11 protein-coding genes are annotated in these 13,277 nt (G+C 72.8%); 7 read left to right on the top strand and 4 right to left on the bottom strand.

Annotation, left to right across the window (positions count from 1 at the left end; all coding sequences use genetic code 11):
• Positions 1 to 41 precede the first annotated feature (41 nt).
• Positions 42 to 1,010: a hypothetical protein gene (locus ABZ194_RS15500; RefSeq protein WP_355596517.1), complete on the bottom strand. Its 969-nt coding sequence runs from the start codon at positions 1,008 to 1,010 to the stop codon at positions 42 to 44.
• A 206-nt stretch (positions 1,011 to 1,216) separates the two neighbouring features.
• Complete coding sequence (locus ABZ194_RS15495) at positions 1,217 to 3,052, bottom strand: long-chain fatty acid--CoA ligase (RefSeq protein ID WP_355596515.1); 1,836 nt, start codon at positions 3,050 to 3,052, stop codon at positions 1,217 to 1,219.
• Between the two features lie 179 nt (positions 3,053 to 3,231).
• On the opposite strand from ABZ194_RS15495, the gene ABZ194_RS15490 reads away from it, so the two are divergent.
• Positions 3,232 to 4,743, top strand: coding sequence for an oligopeptide:H+ symporter (locus ABZ194_RS15490; protein ID WP_355596513.1), 1,512 nt, complete (start codon positions 3,232 to 3,234; stop codon positions 4,741 to 4,743).
• A gap of 24 nt (positions 4,744 to 4,767) precedes the next feature.
• Positions 4,768 to 5,379: a trimeric intracellular cation channel family protein gene (locus ABZ194_RS15485; RefSeq protein WP_355596511.1), complete on the top strand. Its 612-nt coding sequence runs from the start codon at positions 4,768 to 4,770 to the stop codon at positions 5,377 to 5,379.
• Between the two features lie 47 nt (positions 5,380 to 5,426).
• Here the strand turns inward: ABZ194_RS15485 and ABZ194_RS15480 are convergent, their stop codons facing one another.
• Entirely contained in the window at positions 5,427 to 6,860 is a 1,434-nt protein-coding gene (locus ABZ194_RS15480) for a PLP-dependent aminotransferase family protein (RefSeq protein WP_355596509.1), read from the bottom strand.
• 75 nt (positions 6,861 to 6,935) lie between these two features.
• Here ABZ194_RS15480 and ABZ194_RS15475 point away from each other — a divergent pair, with 75 nt between their 5' ends.
• The 4 genes from ABZ194_RS15475 (at position 6,936) to grpE (ending at position 10,753) form a co-directional block, all read left to right on the top strand.
• The gene (locus ABZ194_RS15475; RefSeq protein ID WP_355596507.1) at positions 6,936 to 7,541 is read left to right on the top strand and encodes a hypothetical protein; all 606 of its coding nucleotides are present in this window, start codon (positions 6,936 to 6,938) and stop codon (positions 7,539 to 7,541) included.
• 32 nt (positions 7,542 to 7,573) lie between these two features.
• Positions 7,574 to 9,334: a glycoside hydrolase family 15 protein gene (locus tag ABZ194_RS15470; protein ID WP_355596505.1), complete on the top strand. Its 1,761-nt coding sequence runs from the start codon at positions 7,574 to 7,576 to the stop codon at positions 9,332 to 9,334.
• A 146-nt stretch (positions 9,335 to 9,480) separates the two neighbouring features.
• Positions 9,481 to 9,735, top strand: a complete 255-nt coding sequence (locus ABZ194_RS15465; protein ID WP_355596503.1) for a hypothetical protein — start codon at positions 9,481 to 9,483, stop codon at positions 9,733 to 9,735.
• Between the two features lie 88 nt (positions 9,736 to 9,823).
• Positions 9,824 to 10,753, top strand: a complete 930-nt coding sequence (grpE, locus tag ABZ194_RS15460; RefSeq protein ID WP_355596501.1) for a nucleotide exchange factor GrpE — start codon at positions 9,824 to 9,826, stop codon at positions 10,751 to 10,753.
• A 5-nt stretch (positions 10,754 to 10,758) separates the two neighbouring features.
• Here the strand turns inward: grpE and ABZ194_RS15455 are convergent, their stop codons facing one another.
• A complete protein-coding gene (locus ABZ194_RS15455; RefSeq protein WP_355596499.1) occupies positions 10,759 to 11,307 on the bottom strand; it encodes an RNA polymerase sigma factor in 549 nt (182 codons plus the stop codon).
• A 122-nt stretch (positions 11,308 to 11,429) separates the two neighbouring features.
• Here ABZ194_RS15455 and ABZ194_RS15450 point away from each other — a divergent pair, with 122 nt between their 5' ends.
• On the top strand, positions 11,430 to 13,259 hold the full coding sequence (locus ABZ194_RS15450) for a dynamin family protein (RefSeq protein WP_355596497.1): 1,830 nt from the start codon (positions 11,430 to 11,432) through the stop codon (positions 13,257 to 13,259).
• Positions 13,260 to 13,277 lie beyond the last annotated feature (18 nt).

Below are 13,277 nucleotides of genomic sequence, written 5' to 3'. Positions count from 1 at the left end.
GCGAGGAACGGAGACCTCCGATGCCCGAATCTGACGGGCCACTACACGCTCGGGCCTCGGCGGCCCTCCCGCTCCCGATTCCCCCGACGCCTAAAGGCGACGGTCCCCTCGGGAGGTCCTGATGGACGAATCTGGTGGACGGCGCTCAGCCGGGCGGCGTAGTGCCCCGTCCCGGCGAACCGGATCCGCCACTCGCCGCCCCGGCGGTCCGTCACGGTCCTGATGAAACGGCCCTGCGGGTCCGTCGTGGCCGAGGCGACCCGCTCCCAGCCGCTCCCCCTCGCCTGCCGGTACAGGATCTCGACGGGCTTGCCGGGAAACGGGGCGTAGTCCAGGTAACCCTGCGGGTCGACCCGGTTCAGCACGCCCCTGACCCGCACGTCGGAGCCCCTGCCGACCGCCTGGACCGCGCTGAACCTCGTCTCGCGCCTCAGCCGGAACCCGGCGTGCCGGATGGTCCTGGCCCCGCCCGCCCCCCTGGCGGTCACCGTGACGGTCCACCGCCCGGCGGGATACCACCGGGTCAGCTCCCTGTCCGGCAGGAACCGCCAGGTCTCCCAGCCCCACTCGGCCCGCGACACGGGCCTGGGTGCCGGGGACGCGCCCGCCGGCCTGCCACCGGGGCCGGAGAGTCCCGGCCCGGTCGTCGAGGGCGTGACGGTGTGGGGCGGGAGCGACGCCGCGGAGCCCCAGTCGATCACGGGAACCGGACCGGGACCGGGACCGGGGACGGGGGCGGGGGCGGGGGCGGGTCGAGGGGCGGGGACGGATCCGGGCCCTGACCTGGGTGGCGAGCCGGGCTCGACCTCGATCGTCACTCCGGCCGGGTCCGCGACCCCGCGCGCGACCACCTCGATCACCAGGCGTACCGCTCCGGCCGGGCCGACCACCGGGGCGCCCGGGCTCAGGGTCACGGAGCGGATCACCGGATCCCCGGCCGCGGGCGCCGCCTCGGCGGGTACCGACGGGGCCGTGACCCCCGCGACCAGTAACGCGATAAGGACTCTCATGGACCAGGACGCTAGAAAGCGCCCGGTAATGGCCAAGGAGAGGACACGCTCCCCATTGGGCAAAACGCCGTCCTCCCCATCCGGGGCGTCGGCGTTCACCCGCGCCGGTCAGGCCGGCGACACCGCTCGCCGTACCGGCGCGGCGGACAGGCCGCCGGCCCGGAAAAGGTACGTGATCACCGCGCCGGCGCGTACGCCGGCCGGGATCAGCTCCGGTACAGGCCGTCGATGACCTCGGCGTACTTGGCGTGGACGACGCGGCGCTTGAGCTTCAGGCTCGGTGTGAGCTCCTGGGTCTCGGCCGTCCACTCAGCCGCCAGCAGGCACCAGCGCTTGACCTGCTGGACGCGGGCCAGCCTCTCGTTGGCCCCGGCGACCGCGCTCTCCACGGCCTTGAGGACGTCGGGGTGGCCGGCGAGCTCGGACAGGGTGGTGAACGCGATGCCCCGGCTCAGCGCCCAGCCGGGGGCCACCTCGCCGTCGAGGGTGAGGATCGCCACCGGGTACGGCCTGCCGTCGCCGTAGGCCAGGGCCTGGCCGACGAGGGGGTGCTCCTTGAGGTGGTTCTCGATGTTGGCCGGGGAGATGTTCTCGCCGCCCGAGGTGATGATGAGCTCCTTCTTACGGTCGACGATGCTGACGAAGCCGTCCTCGTCGACGGAGCCCACGTCCCCGGTGCGCAGCCAGCCGTCCTCGTCCAGCAGGTCGGCGGTCGCCTCGGGCCGGTTCAGGTAGCCCCGGGCGTTGGCGGGGCTGCGGGTGAGGATCTCGCCGTCCTCGGCGATGCGCACCTCGACGCCGGGACCGGCCGGGCCGACCGTACCGAGTTTGAACCGGTCCGGGGCGTTGGCGGTGAACGCGCCCGTCGTCTCGGTCATGCCGTACACGTCGAGCAGGCACAGCCCGAGCCCGGCGAAGAAGCGCTGGACGTCGATCGGCATCGGCGCGGCCGCGGTGGCCAGCCAGCCCGCGTTGTCGAAGCCGATCATCGAGCGGATGATCGACAGCAGCTCGGCGTCGGCCCGCCGGTAGGCCGCCAGGACCTCGGCGGAGGGCGTCCGCCCGTACTGGCGGGCCTCGACGTAGGCCAGCCCGGCGGCCATGGCCCGGCGCACGCTCTCCTGCCGCTCCTGCGGCTGGGCGGACAGCAGCGCCCGCAGCCGGGCGGCCATCTTCTCCCAGACGCGCGGGACGCCGAAGAACAGCACCGGCCTGACCTGGCCGAGGACGGCGCCCAGCTGGGCGGGGTCGGTGCAGAAGTAGACGTGGGAGAGCTTGAACAGCGGCAGGTAGAGGCTCAGCACGCGCTCGGCGATGTGCGCGTAGGTGAGGTAGGAGATCTGGGTGCCCTTCTCGGGCAGCCCGGTCATCCGGTCGGTCGCCACGACCTCGAAGAACACGTTGGCGTGGGTCAGCGGCACGCCCTTGGGGTTGCCGGTGGTGCCGGAGGTGTACAGCACCGTCAGGACGTCCTCGGCGGTAACCGCCTGCCACCGGGCGTCGATCGCGGCCGGATCCTCGGCGAGCCTCGCCCGCCCCAGGGCCAGCAGGTCGTCCCAGGTGACGAAGGGGTCGCCGGGCGGGGCGCCCTCCAGCATGACGATCGTGCGGAGTCCGGGAAGGTCCGCCAGCACCGGCTCCCACCTGGCCAGATCGGCCGGGCCGCCCAGCACCGCTATCCTCGCGCCGACGTCGCCGGCGACGAAGGCCACCTGCTCCGGGGCGAAGGTGGAGTAGACGGAGCAGGACACGCCGCCGGCGTGCACCGCGCCGAGGTCGGCCAGGACGTGCTCGCTGCGGTTGACCATCATCAGCGCGACCGCCTCCCCCGGCCGCAGCCCGAGCGCCGCGAAACCGGCGGCGATCTCCAGGATCCGCTGCCGGGCCTCGGCGTAGGTCAGGGTCGTCCAGCCCCCCTCGGCCGGGTCGGAGTAGGCCGGGGCGCGGGGGTCGCGCTCCACGGCCTCCCTGAGCTGGGCGCAGACGGTACGGCCCGCGATCTCCCGCTCGATCGCCGCACGCTCTTCAAGGACACCGGCCATGGACGCGCCTCCTGAGACGGCTCACCTGCATGAGTGGCATGCATCGCACCACATGGTCTTCCCCGGAACAAGACCCCGCGGACGATGGGAGGCGCCACAATCCACAGCCTGCGGCGGCACGGTGACCGGACGTGTACGTAGAGTTAGCGTTCGGTCACCTCATGCCGCCGGGAGGCATCATGACATCGGGGACGGGCACCGATGAGAAGTCCTTTTTCGGACATCCTCGCGGCCTCGCCACGCTGTTCGGCACCGAGATGTGGGAACGCTTCAGCTGGTACGGCCTCCGCGCCATCCTGGCCACCTTCATGGCCGCCTCCCCCGCCGTCGGCGGGCTGGGGCTGAGCCAGAGCACGGCCCAGGCGGTCGTCGGCATCTACGGCGCCCTCATCTATCTGGTCGCCCTGCCCGGCGGCTGGATCGCCGACCGGATCCTCGGCACCCGCAAGGCGGTGCTGTGGGGTGGTCTCACCATCATGTGCGGCCACATCAGCATGACCGTACCCGTCGGGACGGGCGCCTTCGTCGCGCTCGGCCTGCTGCTCATCGTCATGGGGACGGGGCTGCTGAAGCCGAACATCTCCGCGATGGTCGGCAAGCTCTATCCCGAGAACGACGACGCGCGCCGGGACGCGGGGTTCTCCATCTTCTACCTCGGCATCAACCTGGGCGCCTTCATCGCCCCCCTCGTGGTCGGCTGGCTCGCGGCGGGCGACCGGTGGCATCTGGGGTTCGGGGCCGCGGCGGTCGGCATGGCCCTGGGCCTGGTCCAGTTCGTACTGGGCCGCCGCCACCTGCGGGGGGTGGGCGACGCGCCCGGACACCGGCTGACCCCCCGTGAGCGCGGGCACCTCGGCCTCGCCGTGGTCGTCACCGTCGCCGTGGTCGCCACCGGGCTGGCGCTCTGGACGGCCTCGGGCACGCTCACCCTCGACGCCTTCGCGCTGGCGGTGACGGTGGTCATCATGATCGTCCCAGTGGCCTATTTCGGCTACATCCTGCTCGGCAGCCACAACCTGACCGACGGTGAGCGTTCCCGGATGCGGGCCTACATCTGGCTGTTCACGGCCGCCGCCATCTTCTGGATGATCTACGATCTGGCCCCGACCGTGCTGCTGTTCTTCGCCGGGAGCCACACCGACCTGACGCTGTTCGGCGTCCGGATCACCCCCGCGACCACCCAGTCGTTCAACCCGCTGTTCATCATGATCTTCGTGCCGGTCTTCGCCGTGCTCTGGGTCAAGCTGGGCAACCGGGTGACCGCCCCCCAGAAGTTCGCCTTCGCACTGCTCATGGTGGGCCTGAGCTTCGTGGTCATGGCCCTGGCCGCCCAGCTGGCCGGGGGTGGGCGGGTGTCGGTGTGGTGGCTGGTGCTGGTCTACCTCGTCCAGGTCTTCGGAGAGCTGGCGCTGAGCCCGGTCGGGCTCTCGGTCACCACCAAGCTCGCCCCCCGGGCGTTCAAGGGCCAGATGCTCGGGGTCTGGTTCATCGCGATCTCCGTGGGCGACGCGGTGGGCGGGCAGACCGGCCGGCTGAGGAAGCACCTGCCGGAACCCGCGTACTTCCTCAGCCTGGCGGCGATCGCCGTCGCCGCCGGCGTGGTGCTCCTCCTGTACGTCCCCAGACTCCGGGACATGATGCGGGAGGACGACGAGACCGCCGGGCCGGAGCGGACCGCGGAGAACACATAAAGCCGGTCATGGGATGATTCACCGGTGAACCATCTGCTCGACCTCGTCGGAATCTTTGTTTTCGCCCTTTCCGGCGCGCTGGTGGGCGTCCGCAAGCGGCTGGACGTGGTCGGCATGGCCGTGCTGGCGGAGATGACCGCGCTGGGCGGCGGAATCCTGCGCGACCTGATCCTCAACGTGCGGCCCGCGGCCTTCTTCAGCACGGGTTACGTGCTCGTCCCCGTCGCCGCCACGGCGATCGTCTTCTTCTGGCATCCGCATGTGCAGCGGGTGATGCCCGCGGTGGACGTGCTCGACGCCGCGGGCCTGGGCCTGTTCTGCGCGGTCGGCACGGAGAAGGCGATGAACCACGGCCTCAGCCCGCTGCACGCGGCCCTGCTCGGCGTCACCACGGCGGTCGGCGGCGGAGTCCTGCGCGACGTCCTGGCAGGCCAGATTCCCAGCCTGCTGTACGACCGTCAGCTGTACGCGGTGCCCGCCATGCTCGGCTCGGCGATCATGGCCGTGCTCTACACCCTCGACCTGCACGGCTGGCCGGCCACGCTGTCGGCGGCCGTGCTGACCTTCGGGCTGCGCATCGCGGCCATGCGGCTCCGGCTCCGCGCGCCGCTGGCCAGGGGGGTCGCGCGGGACTGACGACGCGGGCCCCGGGACGGGGGTCCTGACGTGATCGCGGCGGCCCCTCACAGCGCCGGGGTGAGGGGCGGGGCCGGGCGCGTGCCGTACGGGCCCCTGACCCTGGCCTCGGCGATGCGGCTCACGGCCTCGGTGAGCACCTGCGGCGGCTGGGTGAACGGCAGGCGCACCCGTCCCTCCAGCGTGCCGTCCACGCCGAACCAGGTGCCGGGGGCGAGCCGTACGCCGTGGCAGGCCGCGGCGTCGGCCAGCGCGGTGCCCGACGGGCCGGGCAGCCGCACCCAGAGCGATCCGCCGCCCCGGGGGACGGTGAAGCTCCAGTCGGGCATGTGCTCGGCCAGCCCGGCCACCAGCGCGGCCCGGGACGCGCCGAGAGTCCGGCGGCGCTCCGCCCTGGTCTCCTCGATGTCCTCGAACAACCTGGTCACCACCAGCTGCTCGAACAGGGAACTGGCGATGTCCACGGCCGCGCGGAGCACGGCCAGGCGGCGGACCAGGGCGGCACCGGCCCGGATCCAGCCGATGCGCAGCCCGCCCCACCACAGCTTGGACGCCGACCCGACGCAGATCACCCGCCCGTCGGTGTCGAACGCGGCCGGTGGCGCGACCCGGGGCACCTCGTCGATCGCCAGCTCGCTCCAGCTCTCGTCCACGATCAGCGTCGTGTCGTACTTCCTGGCCGCGCCGACCAGACCGGCGCGCGTGGCGTCGTCCATCAGGTGCCCGGTCGGATTCTGGAAGTCGGGAACGACGTAGGCGAGGCGGGCGGCCGACTGACGCATCGCGGAGGTGAGGAGGTCAAGGTGCCAGCCGTCGTCGGGAACGCCGACGGAGACGATCCTGGCGTCGCGCAGCCTGGCCGCGTCGATCGCGTGCGGGTAGGTGGGTGATTCCAGCAGGATCGGGGCGCCCGCCGGCAGCAGCATCGTGGTCAGCAGGTGGATCGCGTGCTGGGCGCCCGCGGTGACCAGGATCTGCTCGGGCCGGGTGGCCAGGCCGCGCGTGGTGTAGCGGTCCGCGATCGCCTGGCGCAGCGGCGCGATCCCGGCCGGGTCGTAGCCCGGGCCGAGCATGTGGCGCGGGTAGTGCTCGCCCGCGAAGGCGATCGCCGCGGGGAGCGTCGAGGCCGCCAGCGGGGCCGCGGAGTGCAACGGCAGCAGCCCGTCGTCGGCGGCGGCGATCCAGGGGTTCTCCGCGCCCAGCGAACCGGCGTCGGGCAGGGCGGTCCAGCTGCCCGCGCCCTGCCTGCTCTCCAGGTAGCCCCGCTCGCGGAGCCGGTCGTAGGCCGCGGTCACGGTGGTACGGCTGACACCCAGGGCCTCGGCCAGGTGCCGCTCGGCCGGGAGCCGCACCCTCACGGGCAGCAGCCCGTCGAGGACCAGCGAGCGCACGGCCTCGGCCAGCGCCCTGTAGTACGGCCTGGCGCCGGGGTCGATCGCCACGAGGCGGGCGAGCTGGGGCCCGCTCAGATATCGGTCCACCTGGACCAGTATAAAGCCACTTATCGCGATTGGCCCTTTTGCCAGGCGACGGCGACCTGGACGATTGATAGCACTATGAGCGAACTCTCCCTTCCCACCCTTGGATCGTTCCCCAACCGCCTGTTCCGCCTGTACGCCGGTCTGGCGCTCTACGGCGTGGGCATCGCCCTGCAGATCGAGTCCCGCCTCGGCGGCAGCCCCTGGGACGTGTTCCACCAAGGCCTCTCCATCCACCTGGGCCTGTCCATCGGCGCGTGGATCATCCTGGTGGGCGCCCTGGTCATGCTGCTGTGGATCCCGCTCAAGCAGCGGCCGGGCATCGGCACCGTCAGCAACGTCGTCCTCCTCGGCCTGTTCGCGGACGCCGCCATGTGGCTGGCCCCGGCTCCGGAGCCGCTGGTGGCGCGCTGGGCCTACCTGTCGCTCGGCGTCGTCGCGACGGGGGCGGCGACCGGCCTCTACATCGGCGCGGGTCTCGGCCCCGGCCCCCGCGACGGCCTGATGACCGGCCTCAACCGCCTCGGCCTGTCCATCCGCTCGGCCCGCACGCTCATCGAGGTCACGGTGCTGGCCGCCGGCTGGTCGCTCGGCGGCGTCGTGGGTTTCGGCACCGTGGTGTTCGCCCTGGCCATCGGGCCGCTGAGCCAGTTCTTCATGCCGCGGACGCGGCCCAAGGGCTGAGGTACGGGCCCCGGGGCGTTAGCGTCAAGCACATGCGGATCGAGGACTACGCGCTCATCGGCGACATGCAGTCGGCTGCCCTGATCGGCCGCAACGGCTCCGTCGACTGGCTCTGCCTGCCCCAGTTCGACTCGCCGGCGTGCTTCGCGGCGCTGCTCGGCGACAAGCACAACGGGCAGTGGTGGCTCGGCCCGGCGGACGCCCAGCGGCCCTTGGCCACCCGGCGGCGCTACAAGGGCGAGTCGCTGGTGCTGGAGAGCGAGTGGGACACTCCGGACGGCACGGTCCGGGTCACCGACTTCATGCCCACCCGGCATCTCAACCCCGACCTGGTCAGGATCGTGGAGGGCGTGACGGGCACGGTGGAGATGGCCACCGAGATACGCATCCGCTTCGACTACGGCCGGATCGTGCCCTGGGTGCGCCGCACCGACGGCCTGCTGCAGGCCGTCGGCGGCCCCGACTCGGTGTGGCTGCACTCCCCCGTCCCGCTACAGGGCGGCGACTACGCGCACAAGGCGAGGTTCCAGGTCTCCGAGGGCGACCGGCTGGCGTTCGTCTTCACCTGGCACCCCTCGCACGAGGCCAAGCCGGTGGAGATCGACCCCTTCGAGCAACTGGCCGAGACGGAGTCGCTCTGGGAGGAGTGGGTGAACCAGTGCGCCTACCGGGGGCCGTGGCGCGAGGCCGTGGTCCGCTCGCTGATCACGCTCAAGGCGCTCACCTACGCCCCCACGGGGGGCATCGTCGCCGCCCCGACCACCTCGCTGCCGGAGGATCTCGGCGGGGTCCGCAACTGGGACTACCGCTACTGCTGGCTGCGCGACGCCACCATGACCCTGGAGGCCCTCGTCGGCGCCGGATACCTGGACGAGGCCCGCGACTGGCGCGCGTGGCTGCTTCGGGCGATCGCCGGCCGCGCGCAGGACCTGCAGATCATGTACAGCGTTACCGGGGAACGCCGGCTGACCGAGCTGGAGCTCGACTGGCTCCCAGGGTATGAGAACTCCCGGCCGGTCAGGATCGGCAACGGCGCGGTCACCCAGCTCCAGCTGGACGTCTACGGAGAGGTGATGAACTCCCTGTACATGTCCCGGGTCTCGGGCATGGAGCCGGACCACCGGGCCTGGACCATCCAGCGCGAGCTCATCGAATACGTGGAGACCCACTGGGACGAGCCCGACGAGGGCCTGTGGGAGGTCCGCGGCCCGCGCAGGCACTTCACCCACTCCAAGGTGATGTGCTGGGTCGCCCTGGACCGGGCCGTCAAGCAGGTGGAGCACTTCGGCCGGCCCGGCCAGGCGGAGCGCTGGCGGGAGCTGCGCGACCGGATCCACGCCGAGGTCTGCGACAAGGGCTTCGACACCGGGCGGGGGACCTTCACCCAGTCGTACGGCTCGGCCGAGCTGGACGCCTCACTGCTGCTGATCCCGGCGGTCGGCTTCCTGCCGCCCGAGGACCCCCGGGTGATCGGCACCGTGGAGGCGGTCCAGCGCGAGCTGATGGTCGACGGCTTCGTACTGCGCTACCCGGTGAGTACCGCCAACGACGTGGACGGCCTGTCCGGCGGCGAGGGCGCGTTCCTGGCGTGCAGCTTCTGGATGGCCGACGCGCTGGCGATGATCGGGCGCAGGCGGGAGGCGATCGAGCTGTTCGAACGCCTGCTGACGCTCCGCAACGACGTCGGCCTGCTCGCCGAGGAGTACGACCCCCGCCACGGCCGCCTGGTCGGCAACTTTCCGCAGGCCTTCAGCCATGTTCCGCTGATCCACACGGCCCGGCTGCTCGGCTGAGACCGCCGGCCGGGAGAACCGGCGGCCCGGCGCGTCAGGAGGCCGGGAGCGGCGGATCGGGGACCGGAAAAAACTTCCTCTCCGGGTGCAACAAATCATCGCGGTCGTCACTCTCATCTGATGAACACGATCTGAAGGGAACCACCATGAGCGACTTCGACGTCACCACCACCGACCTGGTCGACTACGACGGGGACGGCAGCACCGACGCCCAGCTGATCGACGTCGACGGCGACGGCTACGCCGACGAGGAGCGCTACGACACCGACGGCGACGGTGTCACCGACGTCGTCTACCTCGACAACGACGGCGACGGCTACATCGACGAGGCCCGGGTCGACCTCGACGGCGACGGGATCGCCGACTACACCCAGACCCAGGGCCCCTTCCCGACCATCTGATCACACGCCCCGGTACGGGCCCGTGTGATCCCACCAGGGGGGACCCGGACTCGGGTCACACGGGCGCCGCCGACGAGAAAGACATCCGATGACAGACCGACGCGCGCTCCTGCCCCTGCTGCTCCTGGCCGGGCCGGCGCTGACCGGCTGCGGCGCGGTGGCGGGAGGGGCCGACGGGAGGGCGGCCACCGTCGTCACGTCGCCGGCGCCGGTCCGGCCCGGCCTCGCGGACGAGGAGGGCGTCCGGCCGCTGCGGGACGACAGGGGGCGCGGGGTCGCTCCCGGCGGCGCGGGGACGCGGGACGGGTTCGCTCCGCCGGGAGCGCCGCGGGTTCCGCTGTCGCTGGCGCTCGCGCTGGCGGCGGGGGCCCTCGTGGTGGCCGGTACGGGTGTCCACCTGTGGCGGCGGAACCGGCGGACCGCGCCGGAGGCCGCCGTCTGGCCGGGCGTGCCCGGCCCTCCGGGCTCGGCGCCGGCGTCGTACGCGCCACCACAGCCGCCCATGCCGCAGCCGTCCATGCCGACGCCGCCCCCACCGGGACCGCCCGCGCCGGGGCCGCCCGCCGTACCCTCCGGACCTCCCGGATCCGGACCGCCCGGGTCGGCCGAGGCCGGCCCGCTGGAGGACGCCCTGGCCGAGGTCGCCGGGAGCGGGATCAGCCAGGCGCTGACCCAGCAGGTGGAGCGCCTCTTCGCCCAGGGCCGTCCGGAGCGGGCGGCGCTGGTGGAGTCCTGCATCGGCTGTCTGGACCAGATCGCCGAGCGGCATCCCCGGCTCGCCGGCACGCTCCTGGACGCGCTGCACCGGGCCGGGGTGCGGGAGATCGTCGCGGACGGGCGGCGCTTCGACCCGCGCCTGCACGAGGCGTTCGGCACCGAGCCGACCGCACGGCCCGAGCTGCACGGCGTGGTGGCGGAGACCGTCAAGCGGGGATACGCCGACGGTGACCACGTGATCCGGGTGCCCAAGGTCGCCGTCTACCGCCACGAGTCACCCGGGGGCGGAACGGAGCCGTGAGAGGTTCAGCCGCCGGCGAGACCGGCCTGCAGCCTCCGCCTGGCCCGGTGGATCCAGGTCCTCACCGTGCTGAGCGGCACCTCAAGCGAGACGGCCACCTGCTCGTAGGTGAGCCCGCCCGCCCAGAGCAGCAGCGCCTCCCGCTGGGGGGCGGGCAGCGTGGCCAGCGCCCGGCGCAGGTCGGCCAGTCGGGCGACGGCGTCCTCGAAGGAGTGGGCGACCGCGGGCTCCTCGGCCAGCTCGGCGAGGAGCGGCCCGCCGGGAGGGCGGCGCCGGACCACCGTGTGGGCGGCGTTGCGCGCGATGGCGAGGACCCAGGCCCGGAAGGGTGCCCTGCCCTGGAAGGCGGCCAGGCCCCGCCAGGCGGCGAGCTGCGTCTCCTGCAGCGCGTCGAGCGCGTCGGCGCGGTTTCCGGTCAGGTGGTAGCAGACCCCGAAGGCCGGGCGGCTCGCCGCGGCCCACAGCTCGGCGAAGGCCGCCTCGTCACCCGTCCGAGCCGCGGCGAGCAGAAGGTCCTCGTCCTCGGCTGTACTGCTCGGCGGCGCGCTGGTCATCGGTCACACATCCTCCCCGAGTGTAAAAAATCAGCCAATGACACCACGCCGCACGATTGCCCGGTATGAGGTAGCTCGTCATGATATTGGACCGTGATAATCCGAGGCCCCGGTCACCACAGGTGACGGCAGGACCCGCGGACCTGCTCCGTCACCTGTGCGACACCACCTTCGCCAAACTCTCCGGGGCGGAGCTGCGCGAGCGGGTGTCGCAGGTGCGCGCCGACCTTGAGGCGCCGCTGCGGATCGCGGTGGCGGGCGCGGTGAGCAGCGGGAAGTCGACGCTGGTCAACGCGCTGCTCGGCCTGCCCGTCGCCCCGGTGGACGCGGGCGAGTGCACCTTCGTGGTCACCCAGTACGAGTACGGCGAGGACGACGGCCGCATCACGATCGAGCTCACAGACGGCGGCGTGGCCCACTCCCGGCTGCTTTCCGGCCACCGGCTCCCCACCGAGCTGGGCGTGGACGTGGCCGGGATCCGCCGGTTGCGCGTCACGCTGGACCTGCCGTCGCTGCGCGCGGTCACCATCGTCGACACCCCCGGGATGAACACGGTGACGGCGGCCAACGAGCGTGCGGCCCGGAGCATGCTCTTCGGCTCCGGCGAGGAGGACGACCGCGCCCAGGCGATGATCTACGTGCTCCGCTACGTTCAGAAATTCGACGACACCACCCTCGCCGAGTTCCGCGGCCTCACCGACGCGTGCGGCATGAGCTGCGTCAACACCCTCGCCGTGCTCGGCCAGGTCGACCGGCGCGGCGACGAGGACGACCCCTGGCCGACCGCCAGGCGGCTGGCCGCCAAGGGCTACGAGGACCTGCGCACCTCCGTCTTCGACGTGGTCCCGGTGATCGGGCTGCTCGCCGAGACCGCGCGCGCGTGCCCGCTGGACGCCGATGAGACGGAGGCACTGTCCCTGCTGGCCGGGCTCGACGAGGACGACCTGGAGGACTGGCTCCTCGACCTGGACGACTTCCGCACGGCCGCCGGCCTGCCGGTACCCGCCGAGGTAAGACACCGCCTGGTGCAACGGCTGCACCGCTACGGCATCGCCACCGCGGTCGGCGCGCTCCGGCGGGGTGAGGCGCCGGACACGGCCGCCCTCGCCGCCCACCTGCTGGAGCGGTCGGGATACTCCTCGGCGGGGCGGGCCGCGACCGGTTCAGTGGCCGCGGGCATCGCCCACTTCACCCGCCGCGCCGACCAGCTGAAGGCCCTCGACGCGCTGACCAGGCTCCGCCGGATCGCCCGCTCGCCCGCGCTGGGCTCGGACCGCGCCGTCCTGGAGGCCCTGGCGGCCCAGCTCGACGAGAACAGGCCGATAGCGACCGCCCTGGGCGGCCTGCGGATCTTCGCCGCGGCCGAGGCTCTGGGCCGGGGAACACTTGTCCTGAACGAGGGGATGACCGGCGAGCTCCTCCGCATGGCCCGCCACGACACCCCGGCGGAACAGCTCGGCCTGCCCTCGGAGGCCTCCGCCGCGGAGATCGCCGCCGCGGCCACGGCGGCCTCGATGCGCTGGCGCACGCTCGCCATGATGAGCGAGGGCCGTACCGGCGGCCATCGGGCCAGGGACGTGCTGACCGTCCTGGAGGATCTGGCCGTCGGGGCCTCCGCCGCGGAGCCCGGCCAGGGCGCCGGGGGCGGCGACCCGCTCCCGGCGATCCGGGTGGACCCGGCCGAGGTCGAGGCGCTGCTCTCCTCCCCGATGCTCCCCGCCGCCGACCGGAGGGCGCTGGACCTCCTGCTCTCGGGCACCGAGCTGGCCACACAGCTCGGCGCGCCGCCCGGCACCCCCCGGGCCGAGGTGGCGGGCTACGGCGCCGCCCTGGCCGCCCGCTTCCGGATCCTCACCCACCGGCCGCTCTCGCTGCGGCAGCGACGGGCGGCCGAGACCCTCTGCGAGACCTGCGAGACCGTCTGGTCGCGCTACCACCAGGACGGTCCGTGAAAACCGACACCGGCAGAC

It is taken from the genome of Streptosporangium sp. NPDC006007 (genome assembly GCF_040614315.1).
In the GTDB taxonomy this organism is placed as follows: Bacteria; Actinomycetota; Actinomycetes; order Streptosporangiales; family Streptosporangiaceae; genus Streptosporangium.
Note: the sequence above shows the minus strand (reverse complement) of the source record. Positions and strands in the feature narration are given on the sequence as shown.

Coding starts and splice junctions, on each gene's coding strand:
- ABZ194_RS15455 (WP_355596499.1), bottom strand. CDS start 11,307: ATGACCAGCGCGCCGCCGAGCAGTACAGCCGAGGACGAGGACCTTCTG.
- ABZ194_RS15495 (WP_355596515.1), bottom strand. CDS start 3,052: ATGGCCGGTGTCCTTGAAGAGCGTGCGGCGATCGAGCGGGAGATCGCG.
- grpE (WP_355596501.1), top strand. CDS start 9,824: ATGACAGACCGACGCGCGCTCCTGCCCCTGCTGCTCCTGGCCGGGCCG.
- ABZ194_RS15500 (WP_355596517.1), bottom strand. CDS start 1,010: ATGAGAGTCCTTATCGCGTTACTGGTCGCGGGGGTCACGGCCCCGTCG.
- ABZ194_RS15465 (WP_355596503.1), top strand. CDS start 9,481: ATGAGCGACTTCGACGTCACCACCACCGACCTGGTCGACTACGACGGG.
- ABZ194_RS15490 (WP_355596513.1), top strand. CDS start 3,232: ATGACATCGGGGACGGGCACCGATGAGAAGTCCTTTTTCGGACATCCT.
- ABZ194_RS15470 (WP_355596505.1), top strand. CDS start 7,574: ATGCGGATCGAGGACTACGCGCTCATCGGCGACATGCAGTCGGCTGCC.
- ABZ194_RS15475 (WP_355596507.1), top strand. CDS start 6,936: ATGAGCGAACTCTCCCTTCCCACCCTTGGATCGTTCCCCAACCGCCTG.